Below are 22,663 nucleotides of genomic sequence, written 5' to 3'. Positions count from 1 at the left end.
GTCGTAAATGGTGTGAAAGGGTCGGGGAGGGATATGTGGAACACGAAATTGCAGATAAAAACTGTGGGAGCGGGCGTGCCCGCGAACACCGGCGAAGCCGGTGCCATACACCGTGGTGCCTGCTTCGCGGGCAAGCCCGCTCCCACAGATTTCGAATGGGTTTCAGGATTGAACAGACATCGTGTTCAGCCTTGGTGGCCAGGGCCCTGCTGCAGGTGGGCCTGGCTGCAATACCACTCATTACCCTGCTGCAGCGCCCGGTCGTTGGGCAGGTGCACGCCGCAATGGGCACAGCGCACCATCTTCAGCGGCGCATCCAGCTTCGCCTCGGGGTGCGACTGCTGGCTGACTTTGAACTTGCGCCACAGCCAGAACGCGGCGGCGATCAGGGCGATCCAGAAAAGTAGGCGAACCATGGTGTCCAGCTTGTCGATTGAAGAAGCCAACAGTCTAGGACGCGGCCAATAAAAAAGGGAGGCCCAGGGCCTCCCTTTCATTCACCGCTGAAGGTCAGTCGAACAGACCAAAGGTCATGTAGCTGAACCAGGAACGGTCTTTCTCGGCTTCTTTCGGGCCTTCCGGCACGATCGGGTCGCCGTTCTCGTCTTTAGGCAGCAGCTCTCGCGGCATCTCGTCGCGCGCGTCCTGGAACTGCTTGACCACGTCCTGGTTGGCGCGGGTTTCGCCTGGCGGCAGCGGGGTATCGGTTTCGATCAGGCCCAAGGTGGCCTTGGACAGCCAGCCGCGGCCGTCAGACTCGGTCTGCTTGGGCTGGAACTCGCCATCGACCAGGCTCGGGTGGTCCGGGTAGTTGAGCTTGAGGGTTTCCAGGCTCGTGGCGGCCAGTTCGTCCAGGTGCAGCTTCTGGTACGACTCGACCATCACCGCCAGGCCGTCACCGACGGACGGGGTTTCCTGGAAGTTTTCGACCACGTAGCGGCCACGGTTGGCAGCCGCTACATAAGCCTGGCGGCTCAGGTAGTAGTCGGCCACGTGGATTTCGTACGAAGCCAGCAGGTTGCGCAGGTAGATCATGCGCTGCTTGGCGTCTGGCGCGTAGCGGCTGTTGGGGAAACGGCTGGTCAGCTGGGCGAACTCGTTGTACGAGTCGCGGGCGGCACCCGGGTCGCGTTTGGTCATGTCCAGCGGCAGGAAGCGCGCCAGCAGGCCACGGTCCTGGTCGAACGAGGTCAGGCCCTTGAGGTAGTAGGCGTAATCGACGTTCGGGTGCTGCGGGTGCAGGCGGATAAAGCGCTCGGCGGCCGACTTGGCGGCCTCGGGCTCGGCATTCTTGTAGTTGGCGTAGATCAGCTCGAGCTGCGCCTGATCGGCATAGCGGCCGAACGGGTAGCGCGACTCCAGGGCCTTGAGCTTGTTCACGGCGCTGGTGTAGCTGGAGTTGTCCAGATCAGCCTGGGCCTGCTGGTACAGTTCGGCCTCGCTGAGGTTCTCGTCAATGACCTCTTTATTAGAGGAACAGGCCGCGGTAAGCCCGAGGATGGCGATCAGCAGCAGGTGTTTCACTCGCATGGCGGCTTGCGTCCCTTTGACGGCCGCTGTCTTGGGCGGTGCCGTCCTGTTATGATGAGCGCCCCGGCCAACCCCGGGACAAAAGAAGCCGTATTTAACCACAAGCTCGCAGCCGAAACCAAAGGCTGTGCGCCCGCCGAATCGAGCATGTCCGAGATCATTCAACTTAGCGCAGAGGTACCGTCCGAACTGGGCGGCCAACGCCTCGACCAGGTCGCCGCCCAATTGTTCGCCGAGTACTCGCGTTCGCGGCTAACTTCGTGGATCAAAGAGGGCCGCCTGACGGTCGATGGTGCAGTCGTGCGCCCTCGAGACCTTGTTCATGGTGGCTCTCTGCTTGCCCTGGAGGCTGAACAAGAGGCCCAGGGCGAGTGGATCGCAGAAGATATCGAATTGGATATCGTCTACGAAGACGACCACATCCTGGTGATCAACAAGCCTGCCGGGCTGGTTGTGCACCCGGCGGCCGGGCATGCCAGCGGCACCCTGCTCAACGCGCTGCTGCACCATGTGCCAGACATCGTCAATGTACCGCGCGCCGGTATCGTGCACCGCCTGGACAAGGACACCACCGGCCTGATGGTGGTGGCCAAGACCCTGCAGGCGCAGGCCAAGCTGGTCGAGCAGATGCAGGCCCGCAAGGTCAGCCGCATCTACGAGTGCATCGTGATTGGCGTGGTGACTGCCGGTGGCAAGATCGACGCGCCCATCGGCCGTCACGGCGGCATGCGCCAGCGCATGGCTGTAACCGACGGCGGCAAGCCGGCGGTCAGCCACTACCGCGTACTCAAGCGCTTCCGCTCGCACACCCATGTGCGGGTCAAGCTGGAAACCGGCCGTACCCACCAGATTCGCGTGCACATGGCCCACGTGGGTTTCCCGCTGGTTGGCGACCAGACGTACGGCGGGCGCTTCCGTATTCCGCCCGCTGCCAGCCCGACCATGGTCGAGGCGGTCAAGACCTTCCCGCGCCAGGCGCTGCATGCCCGTTTCCTTGCCTTGGCCCACCCGATTACCGGTGAAGTCATGAAGTGGGAATCGCCACTGCCGGATGACTTCGTCTGGTTGCTGTCGCTGCTGAACCAGGACCGCGAGAGCTTCATCGGATGAGTGACCTGACGCAGGCGTTGCTGTTCCCCGACTGGCCGGCCCCGGCCTCGGTGCGCGCCTGTGTCACCACCCGTCAGGGCGGCGTCAGCTTGCCGCCTTACGAAACCTTCAACCTCGGCGACCATGTTGGGGATGACCCTGCCGCGGTCGCCGAGAACCGCCGCCGCCTGAGCGAACAGTTCACCATCCAACCGGCCTGGCTCAAGCAGGTGCATGGGCGGGTGGTGGCGGATGCCGACCCGGCGGTGGTCGCCGAGGCCGATGCCAGCTGGACCCACCAGCCTGGCATTGCCTGCACCGTGATGACCGCCGATTGCCTGCCTGCGCTGTTCTGCGACCGTGCCGGCACCCGCGTGGCGGCGGCACATGCGGGCTGGCGCGGGCTGGCGGGTGGCGTGCTGGAAGCCACGCTGGACCGGCTGGCGCTGCCGCCAGCAGAGGTGCTGGTGTGGTTGGGGCCTGCCATTGGCCCGCAAGCGTTCGAAGTGGGGCTGGAAGTGCGTGATGCCTTTACCGCCGTGCACCCGCAAGCAGCTCGGGCATTCGTCGACGGCGAACGGCCAGGCAAGCTGTTGGCGGATATCTATGAGCTGGCGCGTATTCGCCTGGCTGCCCGTGGCGTGACTGCTGTTTATGGCGGTGGTTTGTGCACGGTCAGTGATGCGCGGTTCTTCTCCTATCGCCGTACCCCGCAGGGTGGGCGTTTTGCATCGTTGGTCTGGCTGGACCCGCGCTAGCCTGTACCGGCCTCTTCGCCAGCACGCCCGCTCCCACAGAGATTCCGCAAACGTTGAAACCGGTGGTGTACCTGTGGGGGCGAGTATGCCCGCGAATGGCCCCCCATTAATCCAACAGGTTGACTTTGGTCAACCCCGCTACGCTTGAATCTTCCAGAATCAGCCTTATCTATAAAGGCATCTCAGGCAGGTTTCTTTATAAACAGGCGCTGTCCATCGCTCCGACCTGCCCTTTAAAGGAAGGTACACCATGCGAATAGACCGTTTAACCAGCAAGCTGCAACTTGCAATATCCGATGCCCAGTCTTTGGCCGTTGGCATGGACCACCCTGCCATCGAGCCCGTGCACCTGTTACAGGCGCTGCTCGAACAGCAGGGCGGCTCCATCAAACCGCTGCTGATGCAGGTAGGCTTCGACATCAATGGCCTGCGCCAGGGGCTGGTGAAAGAGCTCGACCAACTACCAAAAATACAGAACCCTACCGGCGACGTGAACATGTCGCAGGACTTGGCACGCCTGCTTAACCAGGCAGACCGCCTGGCACAGCAGAAGGGCGACCAGTTCATTTCCAGCGAGCTGGTGCTGTTGGCCGCCATGGACGAAAACAGCAAGCTCGGCAAGCTGCTGCTGAGCCAGGGCGTGAGCAAGAAAGCGCTGGAAAATGCCATCAACAACCTGCGTGGTGGCGCGGCAGTGAATGACGCCAACGCCGAGGAGTCGCGCCAGGCGCTGGACAAATACACCGTCGACCTGACCAAGCGTGCCGAAGAGGGCAAGCTGGACCCGGTCATTGGCCGTGACGATGAAATCCGCCGTACCGTGCAGGTGCTGCAACGCCGTACCAAGAACAACCCGGTGCTCATCGGTGAGCCTGGCGTGGGTAAAACCGCCATTGCCGAAGGCCTGGCCCAGCGCATCATCAATGGTGAAGTGCCCGACGGCCTCAAAGGCAAGCGGCTGCTGGCGCTGGACATGGGCGCGCTGATTGCCGGTGCCAAGTACCGCGGTGAGTTCGAAGAGCGCTTGAAAAGCCTGCTGAACGAACTGTCCAAGCAGGAAGGCCAGATCATCCTGTTCATCGACGAACTGCACACCATGGTCGGCGCCGGCAAAGGCGAGGGCGCCATGGACGCCGGCAACATGCTCAAGCCGGCCCTGGCCCGCGGCGAGCTGCATTGCGTAGGTGCCACCACGCTGAACGAGTACCGCCAGTTCATCGAAAAGGACGCCGCCCTGGAGCGCCGTTTCCAGAAAGTGCTGGTCGAGGAGCCGAGCGAGGAAGACACCATCGCCATCCTGCGTGGCCTGAAAGAGCGCTATGAAGTGCACCACAAGGTGGCCATCACCGACGGTGCAATCATCGCTGCGGCCAAGCTCAGCCACCGCTACATTACCGACCGCCAGCTGCCGGACAAGGCCATTGACCTGATCGACGAAGCGGCCAGCCGCATCCGCATGGAGATCGACTCCAAGCCGGAAGTGCTCGACCGCCTTGATCGCCGCCTGATCCAGCTGAAGGTGGAGTCGCAGGCGCTGAAGAAAGAAGAAGACGAAGCGGCGAAAAAGCGCTTGGAGAAGCTGACCGAGGAAATCGAGCGGCTGGAGCGTGAGTATTCCGACCTGGAAGAAATCTGGGCTTCGGAGAAAGCTGAAGTGCAGGGTTCGGCGCAAATCCAGCAAAAGATCGAGCAGTCTCGCCAGGAGCTGGAAGCCGCCCGTCGCAAAGGCGACCTGAACCGCATGGCCGAACTGCAGTACGGGGTGATCCCGGACCTGGAGCGCAGCCTGCAGATGGTCGACCAGCACGGTAAGACCGAAAACCAGTTGCTGCGCAACAAGGTCACCGAGGAAGAAATTGCCGAAGTGGTGTCGAAGTGGACCGGCATTCCTGTGGCCAAGATGCTCGAAGGCGAGCGTGAGAAGCTGCTGAAGATGGAAGAGCTGCTGCACCAGCGCGTGATTGGCCAGAGCGAGGCGGTAACCGCCGTAGCCAACGCCGTACGCCGCTCACGTGCCGGGCTGTCCGACCCGAACCGGCCAAGTGGTTCGTTCCTGTTCCTCGGCCCGACCGGTGTGGGCAAGACCGAACTGTGCAAGGCGCTGGCCGAGTTCCTGTTCGACACCGAAGAGGCGATGGTGCGCATCGACATGTCCGAATTCATGGAGAAGCACTCCGTCGCGCGCCTGATCGGTGCACCACCAGGCTATGTAGGGTATGAAGAGGGCGGTTACCTGACCGAGGCCGTGCGGCGCAAGCCTTACTCGGTGGTGCTGCTGGACGAGGTGGAAAAAGCCCACCCGGATGTGTTCAACGTACTGTTGCAGGTGCTGGAGGACGGCCGCCTGACCGACAGCCACGGGCGCACCGTGGACTTCCGCAACACCGTGATCGTGATGACCTCCAACCTGGGCTCGGCGCAGATTCAGGAACTGGTGGGTGACCGCGAGGCACAGCGTGCGGCAGTGATGGATGCGGTGGGGGCACACTTCCGTCCGGAGTTCATCAACCGCATCGACGAAGTGGTGGTGTTCGAGCCATTGGGCCGCGAGCAGATTGCCGGTATTACCGAAATCCAACTCGGCCGCCTGCGCAGCCGCCTGCTGGAGCGCGAACTGTCGCTGAGCCTGAGCCCAGAGGCGTTGGACAAGCTGATTGCCGTGGGTTACGACCCGGTGTACGGCGCGCGGCCGCTGAAGCGGGCGATCCAGCGCTGGATCGAGAACCCGCTGGCGCAGCTGATTCTGGCCGGCAAGTTCCTGCCCGGTACGGCGATCACCGCCAAGGTGGAAGGCGACGAAATCGTCTTTGGCTGATTGTGTTGCACCATGAGCCCCGCGTTTGCGGGGCTTTTTTCTGCCTGTTGCCCATGCCGGCCCCTTCGCGGCCAACCCTGCGCAGATTTTTGCAGGCTATGCAGCCCCTCGTAGGCGCGGGTTTAGCCGTGAAAGGGCCGGCACAGCCCAGCTATTTCGGGCCTTTGCGCCAATCCGGGGTAACCGTCTGAAATTTTTGAAATTTTTGCTTGCATCAAATTTAGAGTGCCCCTAATATACGCCGCGTTGTCAGGCACTAAGCGAATCACCAGCAACATCAGTGATCGCAAAACAACTTACAAATCAGTAAGTTGAATGAAAAAAAGTGGTTGACAAGCAAAACGAAGAATGTAGAATAGCCGGCCTCAGCAGCGACAACGCGAAAGCGAAGAAGCTAAAGAGTCCGAAGCGAACACAGTCTTCGGAGTTGTACCGAAGTTCAGTTCCGCGATAGCTCAGTCGGTAGAGCAAATGACTGTTAATCATTGGGTCCCTGGTTCGAGTCCAGGTCGCGGAGCCAATCTCGGGGTGTAGCGCAGTCCGGTAGCGCGCCTGCTTTGGGAGCAGGATGTCAGGAGTTCGAATCCCCTCACCCCGACCATTTTTGGGTCGTTAGCTCAGTTGGTAGAGCAGTTGGCTTTTAACCAATTGGTCGTAGGTTCGAATCCTACACGACCCACCATGAACAAAGGGCATCTCGCATGAGATGCCCTTTTTCTTTTGCCTCGAAAAATGCGCCCATCGGTGCAAATCCCACCTGCATCTATTTGCCACACCGCCCCCTTTTTAGGAGCGGGTTCACCCGCGAATGCGGCAGTGCAGCCACCATCGCATTCACAGGTAAACCCGCGCCTACAGGGCATGCGGGCGCCTGTCAGTGCAGCTTCAGGCGCGGCTCGGTACCCCGGCCAATCTTGCTGCCCAGCATCATCAACGCCGTGCGGAAGAACCCGTACAGCGCCATCTGGTGCATGCGGTACAGCGACACATAGAACATCCGCGCCAGCCAGCCTTCCAGCTTCACGCTGCCCATCAGGTTACCCATCAGGTTGCCCACCGCCGAGAAACGCGACAGCGACACCAGCGAGCCATAGTCCTTGTACGCGTACGTCGGCAGGGCCTTGTTCTCCAGGCGCGCCTTCAGGCTTTGCGCCAGCATCGATGCCTGCTGGTGCGCCGCCTGTGCGCGCGGCGGCACGTTACGGTCGCTGCCGGGTTGCGGGCAGGCGGCGCAGTCACCGAAGGCGAAGATGTTGTCGTCGCGGGTGGTTTGCAGGGTAGGGCGCACGACCAGCTGGTTGATGCGGTTGGTTTCCAGGCCATCGATGTCCTTGAGGAAACCTGGCGCGCGGATACCGGCTGCCCACACTTTCAGGCTGGCCTGGATCACTTCACCGTCCTTGGTTTTCAGGCCGTCCTCGGTCACTTCACTGACTGCGGCGTTGGTCATCACCTTCACCCCGAGTTTTTCCAGGGTTTTGTGAACCGGTACGCTGATGCGCTCCGGCAGCGCCGGGAGAACGCGCGGGCCCGCCTCGATAAGGGTGATGTGCATGTCCTTGGGCTGGATGCGGTCCAGGCCATAGGCCGCCAGCTCGTGGGCAGCGTGGTGCAGCTCGGCCGCCAGCTCTACACCGGTGGCACCGGCGCCGACAATGGCCACGCTGATTTTCTCGCTGGCCACGTCGCCGGCGTGGGCTCGCAGGTAGTGGTTCAGCAGTTGCTGGTGGAAACGCTCTGCCTGCTTGCGGGTATCCAGGAACAGGCAGTGCTGCGCTGCGCCCAGGGTGCCGAAGTCGTTGGTGTTGGAGCCCACGGCAATCACCAGGGTGTCGTAGCCCAGGGTGCGCGCAGGCAGCAGCTCACGGCCCTCTTCGTCGAGGGTGGCAGCCAGTTGAATCTGCTTGCCTTCACGGTCCAGGCCGCTCATGCGTCCCAGCTGGAAATTGAAGTGGTTCCACTTGGCCTGAGCCACGTAGTTCAGTTCGTCTTCCGAGGAGTTCAGCGAGCCGGCGGCCACTTCGTGCAGCAGTGGCTTCCAGATGTGCGTGAGGTTGGTGTCGACCAGGGTGATTTCGGCCTGCTTGCGCTTGCCCAGGCTTTTACCCAGGCGGGTCGCCAGTTCCAGGCCGCCGGCGCCGCCGCCGACAATCACGATGCGATGAGTCATGGGAATATCTCATAAGGTTTACGGAATTCGTGGCCCTGGGGGCCGGCCGCAAACTGCACGAGGGGAGGGCGAGCGCGAAGCAGCTCATAGCACCAGTCCACTCAGCAGGCGGCTGATGAGACCCAACCCGATGGTCACGGCCAGCACCAGCACAAGGAGCAGCCACGGCCGGAAGGGCCTGCGCTCGACTTGGTGCTGGGGGGCTCGCAGATACTCATCGACACGACGCTGATCTTCCGGGTTCAGGCGACTGGTCATGGTGGGCCTCGTCAGGTAGACGTTTGTGACTGCGCAAACGCTACAGCGTTCGCGCAGGCGCTTGAAACAAATGATAATGCTTTCTATCCCTGGCGCCGAGTGTACGCCATCGCAAACAGTCGCTGCACTGGATCAAAGACTGATGCCTACGTCGAAGACGATGCTGCGGCCCAGGTTGCCGCGCAGGAAATCCGGCGCATCGGGGTGGGCAAACAGTACCCGGGCAAAGGTTGGCCCGACCAGCGACAGCGAGCGCCAGCCCTGGCGCAGGTATTCGGTAGGCGGCGGGAAGTGGGTGTTGAGGTCGAGCACTTCGCGCTTGAGGCTGGAGAACGCGATGATGTCCAGCTCGTTCAACTCCAGCCCGCGTTCCCGGTAATTGTGCGCCTTCTTGCGCAAGGTGGGCGCCAGGCGCCCCAGCAGTTCGGTGGCACTGATGCGCCGCGGGCGTGCTTCGCGGCGTACCAGCTGTGCCAGGGAAAACGCACTGCGTCGCCGCTGCAGCTCCTCGCGCCATTCATCGTTCAGCCGGCGGCCCTCGTCGAGCACGAAAAACACCTCGAAGGCGGCGTCGCGGAACAGCACGTCTGGTGGCTCCTGCCCCGCCGGGGTGAAGTCCTCGCTGCGGTAGGGAATGTTCAGCCCCTGCAACAGGCGCTGGCACACCCAACGCTCCCGCTCCCACTTACGGGCGTTGGAGAGAAAGGCATTGGCTTGTTCGGCCTGGATGGTAAGCAGGCGCAGGTAGTCTGAGTCATCCATGCAGACAAGCTTAGCCGCTAATCGATGACGGTAAGATGCTGTTTAAGCGTGAAAATCAGCCCAGCACCGGCCACTGCTGCACCAGCCCGACCAGATGCACCACGCCAAAGCCCAGGCAGATCAGCGAACTGACCACGATAAAACGCTGCGAACGCCCGGTGCCCGCCAGCAATCCTGGCCCCAGCAGGCCGCGTAGCAAGTACACCAGGGTGATCAGGCAAATGACTGGCAGCAGCAAGGGCAGCCGCCCGATCGCCCCGGCAGCCGATAGCGCATAGGCCGACCAGGCCAGCAACACGCAGGCGATGGCGGCGGTGATCAGCGCCGGGTAGCAGCGGCCCTTTTCGGCGGCCACCGCCATGCGCTCACCGGCCCCGAAAAAACGGTACCAACGCGGCCCCACGGCGATGATGGCCAGGTGAAGTACACCGATGATGGCGTTGAGTGCCGCTGCCAGTAGCAGGGCGGGGTTGGTTCCTTCCAGCATGACCAATGCTTCCTGCATCGAACGGAAGCGTCAGCCTACCGCAGCCGAAGGAATGGGAGAATGGGTGTAGACTCGGTTTTATCCACATGGCCGCAAAGGGTATTGTTCAGGTGATCAGCGCGCAGGTGTTATCCGGCACCACCCTTACCCTTGGCTGGCTGGGTTATGTGCCGTTGTTGATCTGGGCGGTGAGCCGGGTTCGCTGGGTGGAACTGTTTACCGACCGGCGCCGCCAGCATTTGCTGTTTGGCACCGTGTTCTGCCTGTTTGCGCTGTGGCTGGTGCGGCGCGACTTTGATACCGGGGTGTCGTACCACTTTATTGGCATGACGGCGGTCACCCTGTTGCTGGACTGGCCGCTGGCGGTGCTGGGTGGCTTCATGGCCCAGCTTGGCTTGCTGGCGCTTGGGCGACAAGACCTGGCGGCGTTGGGGGTGAACGGCTTGTTGCTGATTGGTTTGCCGGTGCTGATTACCGAGGTGTGCGCGATAGTGGTCGAGCGCGCCCAGCCGCGAAACCTGTTCGTTTATATCTTCTGTTCGGGGTTCTTCCCGGCAGCGCTCACCGTGCTGGTTTGCGTACCGGCGGCGCTAGGGTTGTTGTGGCTCGACGGGCGGTTTGCCCTGCCGGAATGGCTCAGCGACTTTGTCGGCTACCTGTGGCTGATGATGTTCCCCGAGGCGTTCATCAACGGCATGGTGATCAGTGCGCTGGTGGTGTTTTGCCCCGAGTGGCTGGAAACCTTCAACCGCACACGGTATTTGCAGGCGCCCTGGAAGGAAGATGAGCGGTGATCATGCGGCGGCTCTGCCATCACATCTAAAACCTGACGCGGTCTCTGTGGGAGCGGCCTTGTGTGCTTCGCAGCCCTTTCGCGACACAAGGCTCCCACAGGTCGGCACAGCCGCCTTGCAATCAGCTCAATGCCGCGGCTCCAGGTCCCCCGAATACAGCTCATCTTCGGACCCTTCCGACCCCGCAATCTTGTGCTCCTCAGCCGCCCAGGCCCCCAGGTCGATCAGCTTGCAACGGTCCGAACAAAACGGTCGGAACGCGTTTTTTTCGCTCCATTCCACAGGCGCGCCGCAAGTTGGGCAATCGACGGTCAATGGCTGGCTCATGGCTGGCCTCCTTTCAAAGTCAGGTAAAAGTGGTGCAGGCGGTCAATCTGCTCATGCAGCGCGGCCAGGCCGCCGTCATTGACTACCACATCATCGGCATGGCGCAGGCGATCCTCACGGGCCAACTGCGCCTGCAAAATGGCCTGCACGTGCTCGGCACTGGTGTTGTCCCGCGCCAGGGTACGCGCTATTTGCAGGTCCTGCGGCGCATCGATCACCAGTACGCGTTGGGTCTTATGGTGCTGGCCCGATTCGATCAGCAGCGGCGACACATAGACCGCATAAGGCGACTGCGCCTTGGCCAGATAGCTGAAAATCTCCTGACCGATCAGCGGGTGCAGCAGTTGTTCCAGCCATTTGCGTTGCGCCGGCTCGGCGAATATCAGCTGGCGCAGGGCGGCACGATCGAGCTGGCCGTCGCCCTGCAGCACGCCCGGGCCGAAGCGCTCGACGATGCTGGCCAGGGCCGGGCGACCAGGTTCGACAACCCAGCGCGCCGCCTGGTCGGCATCGACCAGGTGCACGCCAAGCTCGACAAAGCGCTCGGCAGCGGCGCTTTTGCCGCTACCAATGCCGCCGGTCAGGCCGAGAATCCAGGGGGTAAAGGCCGCAGTGGTCATCAGTATCCAAGCAGTTGCATGTATGAGGCGTATATTTCATCACCCCAGAGCACGGCAATCCACCCCGCAATTGCCAGATAAGGGCCAAACGGGATAGCCGTGCCCAAGGTATGCCGGCGAAAACGCAGCAAGCACAGGCCAACAAGCGCCCCCACCACCGACGACAACAGCAGCGTCAACGGCAGCACCTGCCAACCCCCCCACGCCCCGATCAGCGCCATCAGCTTGAAATCGCCATAGCCCATGCCTTCCTTGCCGGTGACCAGCCTGAACACCCAGTACACCGTCCAAAGGCTGAGGTACCCGGCCACTGCGCCCCACAGTGCGTCGACCAGGGGCACATGGATGCCAAAGGCATTGACGATCAGCCCTAGCCACATGGTCGGCAGCACCAGCACATCCGGCAGCAGCTGGTGGTCCGCATCGATCAGGCTCAGCGCCAGCAGGCACCAGGTCAGCGGCAACGCCAGCAACGCCTCTACCGAAGCGCCGAAGCGCCAGGCCACTACCAGCGACAGCAGCGCGCTGGCCACTTCCACTACCGGGTAACGCAGGCTGATGCGTTTTTTGCAGGACGAACAGCGCCCGCCCAAGGCCAGGTAGCTGATGAGCGGAATGTTTTCCCACGCACGAATCTGGTGCGCGCAGTGTGGGCACCGGGAGGCGGGCAGGCACAGGTCGAAACGCGGGTGCTGCGTGGTCGGCAGCCCCAACACCTCTTGCGCCTCACGCTGCCATTGCCGCTCCAGCATGATCGGCAGGCGATACACCAGCACGTTGATAAAGCTGCCCACCAGCAGGCCGAGCACCGTGGCAAGGGTGAGGAAATACGCTGGCTGTTCAGCCAGCAAAGCCCATAAAGTCATGTTCAGATCAAACTACCCAACTGGAAGATCGGCAGGTACATCGCCACCACCAGGCCACCCACCAGCAAGCCCAGGATCAGCACGATGGCCGGCTCCAGCAGGCTGGTCAACTGGTCCAGCGCCTGGCTGACCTGTTCCTCGTAATGGCTGGCGGCTTTTTCCAGCATTTGGTCCAGCGTGCCGCTGGATTCACCGATGGCTGTCAACTGCACCAGCAAGGGGGGGAACAGCGGTTCACCGGCCATCGCCTGGTTCAGCCCTTGCCCATTGGCCATGCCTTGGCGCAGCCGCAACACCGCCTGCTCGTGCAGGTCGCCACCCGTTACCCGCGCCACCGTACCCAGCGCATCCAGCAACGGCACCCCGGCGCCGTAGGACGTTGCCAGGCTGCGCGCAAACCGCGCCAGCGCGGCCTGCCCCAGCAACTTGCCAAACACGGGCAAGCCCAGCACCCGCCGAGATATCCACAGGCGCGCTGGCGCGTGTTGCCGGTAAAGCTGGCGCACGGCAACACCCAGCACCAAGCCCATCACCAGCAGCAGCGGCGCAAACTGGCTCAGCCCTGTGGACAAGTTGATCACCCATTGGGTAAATGCCGGCAACGCCGCGCCCATGCCCGAGAACATGCTCTCGAATTTCGGAATCACCTCCAGCAACAAGATCGCCGACACCCCCAGCCCGGTCAGCAACAGCAGCAGCGGGTAGATCATCGCCTTGCGCACCTTCTTGTGCAGCACCCGACGCTGTTCCAGCATGCCGGCCAGCTGCTCCAACTGGCGGTCGAGCGTACCGGACTGCTCGCCCACCCGTACCAGGTTGCAATACAGCGCATCGAACCATGCCGGGTGACGCTGCAACGCATCCGCCAACCCCAGGCCCGAGGCCACATCCTGTTTCAATCTTTCCAGCAACGCCGCCTGCGCCGCATCGCAACCACTACGGCCCATCACCTCGAACGCCTGCAGCAGCGGCACGCCGGCCTTGAGCAACGTCGCCAACTGCCGGCTGAACCCCGCCGGGTCAGCCTTTTCGCGCCGCTTTGGCAAGCTGAACGCCAGCCCGCTTGCCGGCCGCAAACTCGCCACCGTGATGCCCTGGCGAATCAGCCCGGCGCGCACATAAGCCGGGCTGCGCCCGGGTGTTTGGCCGCTGACCGGCGTGCCATTGGCGTCGGTGCCGTGCCAGCGGTACAGAAGTGAAGATGAAGTCATGCAAAGGTCCTTGTTCAGCCCCGGCGACAAGCCTGGAAACAGCTTGCCGCGTCCATGCAAGGGCACGCGTCCGTGATGCTCACTAGAGTAGTTCAGCGAAGATGACGCCCGTGCGGGCAGGGGTGACAAAAGGTGTCTGTTCAGGCCTACTGCGCCGCTGCCGGTTGGGGCGCAACTGACCTCAATGTGTAAGCGAATCAAAAAGGAACTACGTTCATGAAAGGGCAACGCGGTATCACCCTGATCGAACTGATGATCGTCGTCGCGATCATCGGCATTCTGGCGACCATCGCCTTACCGATGTACACCAACCACCAGGCACGCTCCAAGGCCGCGGCCGGGTTGCTGGAGATCAGCGCGCTGAAGACGGCGATGGATCTGCGGCTGAATGATGGCAAGGATGTAGCGGATGTCGCCGCCCTGGGTGGCCAGCCGGCGACGGCGCATTGTGCGATCACGGCGAGCGGCAAGGCTGCGGATGGCAGCGGCAGCATTGTCTGCACCCTGGTGGATGCGCCGGCCAACGCGCTGGGCAAGGCCCTGACCCTGACGCGTTCGGCCAGCGGCTGGGCGTGCACGACCGACATCGAGGAAGACCTGGCGCCCAAAGGGTGCAAGGGGGCTTGAGGGCAGGGCAATAAACCAGCGGAAACAGGGGTTTGCGTTACGGGTGTGAGCAGTGGTACGTTGCGCTACACGCCGGTGTAGCTCAGTCGGTAGAGCAGCGCACTCGTAACGCGAAGGTCGCAGGTTCGATTCCTGTCTCCGGCACCAGAATCAGTTGGCCTATGGCGATTTCTCGCTACTTGGCACCAATAGAAGCCCGCCTTGTGCGGGTTTTTTTGTTCCCGCTTTTTTTCCCACGGATCTGCGTGTTTTTGACGTAACGGTTCGCAGTTTTCCACTTAGGGTTGGACGTATTTTTAGATAATGGTTAGCTGTCGATCAGGTTTTGGCCAGTGTTTACGGGGTGAGAACCGAAATTTTTCTAGATAATGATTTTCCCGTTTAGAGAAAATTTTGAGATGCCCCAGTTTTCTCACCGCGACCTGCAGCTACTGAACCCGTCCTTCGACTCGCCGCTGGTTGCCGTTCTGGCCGAGCTCGAATTTCTGCGCAAGCTGAGGCTGGAAAGGGACGACGGCTTTTTTCAGACAGAGTCTAGTTCTCAAACCGTTAGGTCGTGCCTAGTCCTAAATCCGCGTTGCTCGTAGGAATCGTCTCGTTAGCTGCTCGAGGCCTCATTTGCCCCTTCTTAGCTGTTAGGTTCTTTCGCTCCTACAGTTCGCAAGGGACTCTGAAATGCGCGTCAGTCTGGATGGGCTTGGCCAAGCAGTAGACGGTGATGTAACCACCACAGGTGCGATTTGCATCGCCACCGGGGAAGGTTACCTCGACGAGGGACGAATGGTCCTGAGGATGGGAGATCCCACCACACCTTGTCCACTTTGCGGGCTGGAAGGAAAGGTCGTCGAAGGGGTGTGGCACTTCATCTCGGATGGCCAGCCAGTCGCGATGGATGGCGCGTTAGTTGATTGCGGTTGCCCAGAGGGTAGCAACCGGGTGGTGGCGCCTTTAGTGGAAATGCCCCCGCCGCGGCTGCCGGTTGCCGTACGCACTAGCCTCAAACCCGCTGGCTCTGGGAGCTCTAGCGCTTTGGCAGGGGCTTCGCCCGCTATGGTTGGCGGGTTGCCTGGGCAGATGCAGCCGGGATTCTATGTGGTGCCGCGGAGCATGTCGTTCCCGCAGATTCTGTTGGAGCTGACTAGCCATGATTCGACCTTGCCCATTTCGTACCTGCAACGCCTGAACCCGACTTTCGAGCAGGGGTTCAAGGCAGGGGAAATCTTCGTCATCGGCGATCCGGATAACGGTTATGCCTGCACCCAGGAGGAGGGCCAACTCATGGCGGCCGCCGAGCGCGCACGACGTTCCTTGGCTGTACTCGATTTTGCCGAGTCAGATTTCATGATGGAGTATCAGGCTGAAATTGCCGGACTGCTTAGTGACGCCAGTCTCTCCATGGGTGTGGGTAAGGACATGATGGACCACGGCCTCCGGCAGCTTCGCAGCACACTTGGCAACATCGAGCGTTTGCATCAGCAAGAATTTCTGCGCCATGGCCATCTGAATAGTCCATCGTTCTTCGCCGAACGACGGCTGTTATTGGAGCAGCTAGATGGTCAGCTGAAGGCGACTTTTCTAAATAAACATCTGAATCTAGGGGCCTACGAGCGGCTGAAGAAAAGCTTGAATATCTCGACCAAGAGTCTTGTGCATCATTGGTCGAAAGCCGGTGGGCCAGGGCAGATTCCTGGGTACGCCACATACTTGGACAAAGTGGCGAAGCTTAGTAAGTACCTTCGGTATGGTGGGCATGTCGGAATTGGCTTAGGTGGTACATCTTCCTATCTGAAAGTCCAAGAGGCCTGCCGTGCAGGGGAAACCGAAGCCTGCAAAAAAATTCGTTTGTCTGAGGCAGGTGCTTTCGCTGGGGGGCTGGCGGGAGGGATCGTGGGTGGCAAGATTGCTGGGATCACTGCGCTCGCTGTATGTGGGGTGTTCTCTGCTGGTACCGCGGGTTTCGGGGCGCCGGTATGTGGCATTGCGCTGGTCGGGGGAGGGGCTTTTGCTGGGAGCATCGCCGGTGCGGAGGGCGGTGAGCAAATGGGCGAGCTGATCTACGAATCACATTATGACTGAGTTCGAGAGTTGGCCCGTGTGGCTGAAGTGGATAATGCTGGCGTGTCCGTTCGTGATCGCGTTGGCCGGTTGTGCGGTCAGTGCATTCATCGCGGGTACAAGAAATTTCACTGTTGCAACCTCGGCTATCCAAAGTCATCCCGGCCTGGAGCAAATGAAACTGTTTTTGGGCACGCGGCGCTTTGGCGCTCGGTGGCTGCTGATAACGTTTCTTTGTGGAATACTCATTTGGCCTGGCGTACATATGCGCCGAGGGCATCTGGACATCGAAGAACTAGAAAACTTCCCTGCAAAACTTAAGTTGGCTCTACAGATATCCACGTGGCTGACGGCCTTTGGCTTCGCTTGGATGTGGGTGACCTATGGATTCATCAAGGCGTAGCCGTTCCACCCCCCCTGTAGGAGCGGGTTTACCCGCGAACGCGGGCGAAGCCCGTGCCATCCACCACCTACCCAACGCAATTAAACATGGTCCTATAACCCAAAGGTTGAATCACACTTCCTGCCTTCCAGGCGCAGCAACGACCTCTAGCCCGCCCTCCCGCGCGCTGTGAATGCATAATCGGTAGTGTGATGCCGGTTTTATCCGTGCTTAAGCTTTTAATCAGCAAAATATTGCCGATTCCTGCCATGCGCACTATGATAATCAGCATTAAAGTACTGATTAAAGGTGTCCCGATGCCGCTCAGACTCACGATCCAGGCTTTCTCCGATGGTGCATGGCGCGATGCAGCGACACTCACGGTTGAGAACCCCGAGCGTGTTGCTGATGGAAGGTGCCTTGTCGCCTACGACGGCGACTACATCATCGCGAACGTTGATCGCATGGAGGATCGTTGCGAACTCGCCCTAAGCGTTAACCTTCCGTTGAACTGGGACCACCATGACGTCAAAGGATATCCAGCATTCCTCTACGACATCATTCCCTCTGGTGCTGCCAAGGACTCTCTTGAATCCCGCTATGGGCGTCTTAAGCCCGAAGGTGTGGAAATGGGGCTTTACCTTCTGGAGCGCTTCACGCCGGCGCCTATTGGGCACCTGCGCATCAAGGAATCGGTGGAAGGCCTTCAGCCGGATCGGAGCGAGGCTTTCGCGCGTGCTGAGGTCGTGGACAGGACGAACGAATTTCTTGAGTACGCCTATGAAACCGGCGCGGCGTTGGGCGGTGCTACCGGTGCCAACGGGCAAGCCCCCAAGCTGGTCATGACCGAAGCCCACGGCGGTGCTCTGTATGCGGATGCGATGCTCCCCGATGACCAGGCGTGCCGTCACTGGCTGATCAAGTTCGCGCGTAATCGAGGCGGCGAGCGCGACCAGGACATCCTGCGAACAGAGTTTCATTACTACAAGGCGGTTGCTGGCCTCGGCCTTGATACGGTTCCCACTGATGGTTTGGCGCTTGAAGAGGCAGTGAAGCCAAGCCTCTGGATGCCACGATTTGATCGCCGAGTAGTGGATGGCGTGGTGGAGCGGATACCGCTGGAGTCGGTGTACTCGATCTGCGGTATTACCGGCTACGCGCATCCGATGGCGCATGCCGAAGTGGTTCACCGACTGGTAGGCCTATGGATCGATAACGGCCAGCAGGATGAGGTGGACGACCTGGTGTTCGAGTATGTGCGGCGCGATCTGCTGAACCGCATTCTAGGGAACACCGATAACCACGGCCGCAACACTTCCATCATGCGTGTGGGTGGGAGGTTTTGTTTGGCGCCAATCTATGACCTCGCGCCAATGATCCTCGATGAAGAGGGCATCACACGGACGACGAAGTGGGCAGCAGAGCGCAAGGGGTCTTCTAATTGGCGCGACAACTGCGCTGAGCTTGTTGGTTACACTGATCCCGATGTCCTGCTGCAACGGTTGATGAATGCGGCTGAGGCATTCAGGGCGTTGCCCGATCTGCTGACCGATGCGCCCGAATCGATGCGCAATGCAGCCTCTCTACCCGTGAATAACCTGGACAAGCGACTCGTGGAGTGGGGACTGCGATGAAAAAACTACAGCCTGAAGAGCGCGCCCAGCTTGTAGAGGATATCGTCAAGCGCAACGCGGCGGGGCTCGATCCAATTGGGGCATCCATCCGCCGTCTACGGCTCGAAGTCACCGGGCTTGACCAAGAGACCTTCGCGGCCATGTGCAAGATGTCCACGAAAAGCCTGTACGAACTGGAAAGCGGGAAGTCGAATCCGAAGCTCAGCACTTTGGAGGCCGTGCTGCGTCTCTTTGGTGTGCGGATGGGGATGGTGATGACTACCAAAGATAAGCCCACTGCAACGCTCGTCGGCAACACTGTCGGCCAGTTGAAGGTTGGTGGGCCAATCGCTGTGGCCGCGCCGCTGGCCAGTTCCTGCGTGGTGGCCGGACCGAAACGAGGGAAAAGCCCAGCGGCAGCCAAAGCGAAGAAGGCAGTGTCGAGGCCGGCATCGTCACGGGCAAGGAAAAGCAGTCAGGAACAGTGAGATTGATGTGGTATGCAAATAAAGTCTCATACCACTTTTTATCTAACTCATTGGTTGCGGCATTAAGTCTGGTTCAGTTACACCACCTCCCGGGAGGCAATCATAGTGTCAGGCTAAAGTACATAGATTTGGGCCTTTCTCTCGTGGATATCCAGGTTGCCTTCTCAGGCAGGGGAACGTTATGACTGATGAAAAAAAGGATGATCGCCCTGTTTACCAAGCAGCCTGCCATTGCGGGACTGTACGGTTTGAACTGCGTTTGACCGATGGTCTGCGTACCGCGCGCAGGTGCAACTGTTCGCTCTGCCGCATGCGCGGGGCCGTGGCCGTGTCAGCCAATCTAGGCGATATCACTGTGACGCAAGGGGAGGAGGCACTGACCCTTTATCAGTTCCATACACGGGAAGCTAAGCATTACTTCTGCTCGAGGTGCGGTATCTATACCTTCCACCAGCGGCGTTCTGCGCCGGATCAGTATGGTGTGAATGTTGCGTGTATTGAGGGGATGAGTCCGTTTGATTTTGCAGATGTGCCGGTTAGTGAAGGGCGTGTTCATCCTAAGGATCGGGTAGATGGGGGAGTGGGGGTTGCGGGGTGGCTGCGGTATGAAGGTAACCCGGAGTGGGGTCAAGGGTGAGGTCAAGATGAAGGCGGGCTCATCGGTCAGGCAGCTTGCTTCGCTTATGCTTCCCAACTCACGTGTAAGGATCGGAGGTGTGACGGCATGGAAGCAGAAAAATCTTGTCCTGTAGTCCTGCGAGGCCGAGAAACGCTGGAAATTTTAGCGTTCGAGCATCCATTAGCAGGCTTTCAGCTGGTCAAAGGCAGTGTCGAGCCAGGTGAGTCAACCGACCTGGCTGCAGTTCGAGAGCTGAAAGAAGAAGCAGGTATTCAGTCGACAGTTGGGCGACATTTGGGGGAGAGGCGTTCCATCGTAACTGGACACACATGGGCATTTCATGAATGTTATGTTGACCAAGACCTTCCTGATACTTGGGTGCATTTTGCAGAAGATGATGGAGGCCATGAATTCAGATTCTTTTGGCATCCTCTCATGAGCGAGCCCTCTGAAAATTGGTATCAGGTTTTCAAGGATGCTTTGAGCTTTCTTCGGAAAAGGCTCACTGACGCCTAAGTGCGCTTACAGCTTTTCCTGGGTAGTCAGACCGGCATCGCGCTAGTCAGCGCACCTTTGCAGCAAAGACTGTGAGTGAGGTGTCGCAGATTGTATCTTTGGATTTAGGTATACGTTCGAGAAGATCTAATAACTGATTCGATGGTTTTTTTAGCTTTCAGGTGCCTGATTCGACTCCTGTCTCCCCATTTACGCCGCTACCAACCTTCAACTAGATCTTGATACCAACCCGTTTTAGCCGACGTTTCCTACAACTCCCAGCGTCCATTCACATCCCCCCAAACCTTGCATTGCAGCCCCCACGACGCTACCGTGCTCCAGTCGCGGCCAACTCCGCGACCGGGTTTGGCGACCCGAACGAAAAGGCGCATCGGCGCCCCCGATCACGATTGCAGGCGCTTTTTTTGCGTCCGCAGTTTCGTGTAATGGCGGCTGTGCGTGGGAGACCTTCGGGTCTGCCGAGTTCCTTTTCCTCGGTTCGCCAACCTGCGTACAGCTGCCACCCTAATCGTTTGGCGACGGTCAGCGTGGTGCTTCAATCGAAAAGGACCGCATGCATGCTCATCTCAAGTCCATCCAGGATCCTCGCATCCGTTCTCCTCCGCCGTTCCGCAACGGCCCTGCGCTACTTCACCTTCAGCAAGCCCCGCTTCGTCTCCCCCCAACCGGAGGCCCGCCATGTCTGACCAAGAACGCCTCTCCACCATCCAAAGCTACGCCTGGACCCTCGAACTGCTAGGCGAAGCCCTGGTCCAGCACGACGAAATGCTCGAGTGCGAACACAACCCGCGGCTGAGTTTTCGCAACACGGCCGGTATCCATCAGGCGATCCGGATCATCAGCCGGTTGGCCAGCGAGCAGTGTGGGAAGGTAATGGAACGAAGCGAGCAGGATCTGCAGCGTTAGGCCAGATCGTTGCTCGAGGGTGGGGCCAGATTGGGGCTGCTGCGCAGCCCCCGTTGACTCGAGTTCAACCTATGGTGATGGCCGCATTCAACATCAACACCACCATCAGCCCGACCACCGCCACAATGGACTGCACCACCGAGATGGTCTTGGTGGCTTCGCCCATGGTCATGCCAAACGACTCCTTCACCATCCAGAAGCCCGCATGGTTCGCATAGTTGAAAAACAGCGAACCGCAGCCGATGGACAAGGCCAGCAAAGGCAGGTTGAGGCTGGGGTCTGCACCTGCCAGCGGCGCCAGCAAGCCGGCAGCCCCTACGATACCGACCGTGGCGGAACCGGTAGACACCGAGAGCAACATCGCGATCAGCCACCCCAGGATCAGGGGAGGGAAGGCAGATTGCTGGGTCAGGTGCACAATGGCATCGCCAACCTTGGCGCTGGTCAGCATCTCCTGGAAGGCACCGCCACCGGCAATGATCATGATGATCGAGGCAATCGGCTTGAGGCTTTTGCCCAGTGCATCGCGCAGCTGTTCGGCGTCGCCGCCGCGCGCAAGCACCAGGCTGGCGCCCGCGAACAGCACGCCCAGCAGCATGGCGATCAGCGGGTTACCCAGGAAGCTGGCCAGTTCCAGCAGCGCATTGCCTTTGGGCAGCAGCATTTCGGCGACGGCATGCACCAGCATCAGGATGGCCGGCAGCAATGCGGCCAGCATGCCGACCATTACCCCGGGGCGGGGTTGGCCATCGGCTTTTTCAGCCAGTGTGAACTGGTCCAGCAAGGCCTGATCGGGCCGCGTGTTCATGCGCGGTGAAATGAACATGCCGTACAGCGGGCCGCCCAGGATCATTGCCGGAATGGCGGCAAGGAAGCCATAGAGCATGGTGGGCCCGACCGAGGTCTTGAGCACGGCGATGGCGGTCAGGGGGCCTGGGTGCGGCGGTACCATGCCGTGCATGGCGGCAAGCGCCGAAATAACCGGCACACCTACATACACATACGCCGAGCCTTTGAAGCGCGCCTGGCTTTCCAGTTTGCGCGCCACGCTGAATATCAGCGGCAGCATGATCACCAGGCCGACTTCGAAAAACATGGGGATGCCAATAACGAAGGCAACCAGCATCATGGCCCAAGGGATCATGCGGTCGGAGGTGCGCTTGAGGATGACATCCGCGACCTGTTCCGTGACGCCGGCGTCAGCCAGGATCTTGCCGAGCATCGCACCCAGCGCAATCACCACCCCCACTGCGCCCAGTGTCTTGCCGGCGCCGGTGAGCAGGTGGGCGACGATGCTGCCTGGCGCCATATGCGTCGCGAAGCCCACGCCAATGGACACCACCAGCAAGGCCAGCAGCGGGTGCATTTTCAGGCGCGAAACGATGAGCGCCACCAGCACCAGAACACTGGCCAGTGCCGTCAGTAATAGCTGTATATCTAAGGGGGTCATTCAAGGTGTCTCGGTTGGGCTGGCGCTCGGGCTGCACTCAGGGTTTGAAGGCGTGACGGGCGTTTCCACGGGGCATGCCTAGGTGGCTGCCGTTGGGGCTGCTGCTACGGTTTCGAGGAAGGGAACGCGGCGTTGCGCTAGCTGCCGCTCACAGGCGGCCGCCTGGTAACGGAAGATGGGCAGCAGGGAGGCGTGGCGCTGAAGCCGGTGGGCGGTGGTGTGGCGACGGGGCGCTTGGGCAGCATGTTCACTGATTGATTCACCTTGTTGTATGGTCATCTATATGAATCTGGCCAAAGTATTCGCGCTGCCATGGAATA

Annotated in this window: 23 protein-coding genes, 4 tRNA genes and 1 pseudogene; 17 read left to right on the top strand and 11 right to left on the bottom strand. The window is 60.5% G+C overall.

Annotated elements, in window-relative coordinates:
• Window positions 1-185 precede the first annotated feature (185 nt).
• Entirely contained in the window at window positions 186-416 is a 231-nt protein-coding gene (locus AC3WLP_RS23620; RefSeq protein ID WP_014755231.1) for a PP0621 family protein, read from the bottom strand.
• A gap of 94 nt (window positions 417-510) precedes the next feature.
• The gene (locus AC3WLP_RS23615) at window positions 511-1,530 is read right to left on the bottom strand and encodes an outer membrane protein assembly factor BamD (RefSeq protein ID WP_012051124.1); all 1,020 of its coding nucleotides are present in this window, start codon (window positions 1,528-1,530) and stop codon (window positions 511-513) included.
• Between the two features lie 147 nt (window positions 1,531-1,677).
• On the opposite strand from AC3WLP_RS23615, the gene rluD reads away from it, so the two are divergent.
• The 6 genes from rluD (at window position 1,678) to AC3WLP_RS23585 (ending at window position 6,874) form a co-directional block, all read left to right on the top strand.
• Window positions 1,678-2,640, top strand: coding sequence for a 23S rRNA pseudouridine(1911/1915/1917) synthase RluD (gene rluD / locus AC3WLP_RS23610; RefSeq protein ID WP_088513562.1), 963 nt, complete (start codon window positions 1,678-1,680; stop codon window positions 2,638-2,640).
• Window positions 2,637-3,377 carry a peptidoglycan editing factor PgeF gene (gene pgeF, locus AC3WLP_RS23605; RefSeq protein ID WP_012051126.1) on the top strand — a complete coding sequence of 247 codons (741 nt, stop codon included), beginning with the start codon at window positions 2,637-2,639 and terminating at the stop codon, window positions 3,375-3,377. The genes rluD and pgeF overlap by 4 nt, the downstream gene beginning before the upstream one ends.
• 250 nt (window positions 3,378-3,627) lie before the next feature.
• A complete protein-coding gene (gene clpB / locus AC3WLP_RS23600) occupies window positions 3,628-6,192 on the top strand; it encodes an ATP-dependent chaperone ClpB (RefSeq protein ID WP_003247550.1) in 2,565 nt (854 codons plus the stop codon).
• A gap of 444 nt (window positions 6,193-6,636) precedes the next feature.
• Window positions 6,637-6,712 (top strand) — tRNA-Asn (locus tag AC3WLP_RS23595).
• Window positions 6,713-6,716: 4 nt separating this feature from the next.
• Window positions 6,717-6,793: transfer RNA gene (locus AC3WLP_RS23590), tRNA-Pro, on the top strand.
• Between the two features lie 5 nt (window positions 6,794-6,798).
• A tRNA-Lys gene (locus AC3WLP_RS23585) sits at window positions 6,799-6,874 on the top strand.
• 192 nt (window positions 6,875-7,066) lie between these two features.
• Here the strand turns inward: AC3WLP_RS23585 and AC3WLP_RS23580 are convergent.
• From AC3WLP_RS23580 to AC3WLP_RS23565, 4 genes are all read right to left on the bottom strand, one after another.
• Entirely contained in the window at window positions 7,067-8,362 is a 1,296-nt protein-coding gene (locus AC3WLP_RS23580; protein WP_014755235.1) for an NAD(P)/FAD-dependent oxidoreductase, read from the bottom strand.
• 84 nt (window positions 8,363-8,446) lie between these two features.
• Window positions 8,447-8,620: a DUF3094 domain-containing protein gene (locus AC3WLP_RS23575; protein ID WP_008091951.1), complete on the bottom strand. Its 174-nt coding sequence runs from the start codon at window positions 8,618-8,620 to the stop codon at window positions 8,447-8,449.
• Between the two features lie 132 nt (window positions 8,621-8,752).
• Window positions 8,753-9,382, bottom strand: coding sequence for a DUF1780 domain-containing protein (locus tag AC3WLP_RS23570; protein ID WP_003247546.1), 630 nt, complete (start codon window positions 9,380-9,382; stop codon window positions 8,753-8,755).
• Window positions 9,383-9,437: 55 nt separating this feature from the next.
• Window positions 9,438-9,869: a hypothetical protein gene (locus AC3WLP_RS23565; protein WP_088513553.1), complete on the bottom strand. Its 432-nt coding sequence runs from the start codon at window positions 9,867-9,869 to the stop codon at window positions 9,438-9,440.
• A gap of 86 nt (window positions 9,870-9,955) precedes the next feature.
• Here AC3WLP_RS23565 and AC3WLP_RS23560 point away from each other — a divergent pair, with 86 nt between their 5' ends.
• Window positions 9,956-10,663, top strand: coding sequence for an energy-coupling factor ABC transporter permease (locus AC3WLP_RS23560; RefSeq protein ID WP_019437917.1), 708 nt, complete (start codon window positions 9,956-9,958; stop codon window positions 10,661-10,663).
• A gap of 126 nt (window positions 10,664-10,789) precedes the next feature.
• Here the strand turns inward: AC3WLP_RS23560 and yacG are convergent, their stop codons facing one another.
• Genes yacG through AC3WLP_RS23540 form a run of 4 tightly spaced genes read right to left on the bottom strand, consistent with a single transcriptional unit; the run spans window position 10,790 to window position 13,687 of the window.
• Window positions 10,790-10,990, bottom strand: a complete 201-nt coding sequence (yacG, locus tag AC3WLP_RS23555) for a DNA gyrase inhibitor YacG (protein ID WP_003247540.1) — start codon at window positions 10,988-10,990, stop codon at window positions 10,790-10,792.
• Window positions 10,987-11,610, bottom strand: coding sequence for a dephospho-CoA kinase (coaE, locus tag AC3WLP_RS23550; RefSeq protein WP_014755239.1), 624 nt, complete (start codon window positions 11,608-11,610; stop codon window positions 10,987-10,989). Before coaE ends, yacG begins: the two co-directional genes overlap by 4 nt.
• Window positions 11,610-12,476: a prepilin peptidase gene (locus tag AC3WLP_RS23545; protein WP_088513552.1), complete on the bottom strand. Its 867-nt coding sequence runs from the start codon at window positions 12,474-12,476 to the stop codon at window positions 11,610-11,612. Before AC3WLP_RS23545 ends, coaE begins: the two co-directional genes overlap by 1 nt.
• 2 nt (window positions 12,477-12,478) lie before the next feature.
• The gene (locus AC3WLP_RS23540) at window positions 12,479-13,687 is read right to left on the bottom strand and encodes a type II secretion system F family protein (RefSeq protein ID WP_088513551.1); all 1,209 of its coding nucleotides are present in this window, start codon (window positions 13,685-13,687) and stop codon (window positions 12,479-12,481) included.
• A 216-nt stretch (window positions 13,688-13,903) separates the two neighbouring features.
• Between AC3WLP_RS23540 and AC3WLP_RS23535 the strand changes: the two genes are divergently transcribed.
• The 10 genes and pseudogenes from AC3WLP_RS23535 to AC3WLP_RS23490 all read left to right on the top strand — a co-directional run bounded on the left by AC3WLP_RS23535 (window position 13,904) and on the right by AC3WLP_RS23490 (window position 20,893).
• Window positions 13,904-14,314, top strand: a complete 411-nt coding sequence (locus AC3WLP_RS23535) for a pilin (protein WP_012051131.1) — start codon at window positions 13,904-13,906, stop codon at window positions 14,312-14,314.
• 71 nt (window positions 14,315-14,385) lie between these two features.
• Window positions 14,386-14,461: transfer RNA gene (locus tag AC3WLP_RS23530), tRNA-Thr, on the top strand.
• Window positions 14,462-14,712: 251 nt separating this feature from the next.
• Window positions 14,713-14,871, top strand: a pseudogene (locus AC3WLP_RS23525) (Fic family protein); the annotation flags it as partial.
• Between the two features lie 118 nt (window positions 14,872-14,989).
• Window positions 14,990-16,390 carry a PAAR domain-containing protein gene (locus tag AC3WLP_RS23520; protein WP_088513549.1) on the top strand — a complete coding sequence of 467 codons (1,401 nt, stop codon included), beginning with the start codon at window positions 14,990-14,992 and terminating at the stop codon, window positions 16,388-16,390.
• A complete protein-coding gene (locus AC3WLP_RS23515; RefSeq protein ID WP_041167277.1) occupies window positions 16,383-16,772 on the top strand; it encodes a hypothetical protein in 390 nt (129 codons plus the stop codon). Before AC3WLP_RS23520 ends, AC3WLP_RS23515 begins: the two co-directional genes overlap by 8 nt.
• Before the next feature lie 191 nt (window positions 16,773-16,963).
• Window positions 16,964-18,385 (top strand): type II toxin-antitoxin system HipA family toxin, encoded by a 1,422-nt coding sequence (locus tag AC3WLP_RS23510; RefSeq protein ID WP_088513548.1) that lies wholly within the window; start codon window positions 16,964-16,966, stop codon window positions 18,383-18,385.
• Window positions 18,382-18,852 (top strand): helix-turn-helix domain-containing protein, encoded by a 471-nt coding sequence (locus AC3WLP_RS23505; RefSeq protein WP_088513547.1) that lies wholly within the window; start codon window positions 18,382-18,384, stop codon window positions 18,850-18,852. The genes AC3WLP_RS23510 and AC3WLP_RS23505 overlap by 4 nt, the downstream gene beginning before the upstream one ends.
• A 181-nt stretch (window positions 18,853-19,033) precedes the next feature.
• On the top strand, window positions 19,034-19,489 hold the full coding sequence (locus AC3WLP_RS23500; protein ID WP_010951906.1) for a GFA family protein: 456 nt from the start codon (window positions 19,034-19,036) through the stop codon (window positions 19,487-19,489).
• 87 nt (window positions 19,490-19,576) lie between these two features.
• Window positions 19,577-19,987, top strand: coding sequence for an NUDIX hydrolase (locus AC3WLP_RS23495; protein WP_088513546.1), 411 nt, complete (start codon window positions 19,577-19,579; stop codon window positions 19,985-19,987).
• 678 nt (window positions 19,988-20,665) lie between these two features.
• Window positions 20,666-20,893 carry a hypothetical protein gene (locus AC3WLP_RS23490; protein WP_014755271.1) on the top strand — a complete coding sequence of 76 codons (228 nt, stop codon included), beginning with the start codon at window positions 20,666-20,668 and terminating at the stop codon, window positions 20,891-20,893.
• A 64-nt stretch (window positions 20,894-20,957) separates the two neighbouring features.
• On the opposite strand, the gene AC3WLP_RS23485 is transcribed toward AC3WLP_RS23490, so the two are convergent.
• Window positions 20,958-22,343 carry a GntP family permease gene (locus AC3WLP_RS23485; protein ID WP_088513545.1) on the bottom strand — a complete coding sequence of 462 codons (1,386 nt, stop codon included), beginning with the start codon at window positions 22,341-22,343 and terminating at the stop codon, window positions 20,958-20,960.
• Window positions 22,344-22,663: the final 320 nt, after the last annotated feature.

Source organism: Pseudomonas sp. FW305-E2 (assembly GCF_058782925.1).
This window is presented reverse-complemented; position numbering and strand designations above follow the sequence as displayed.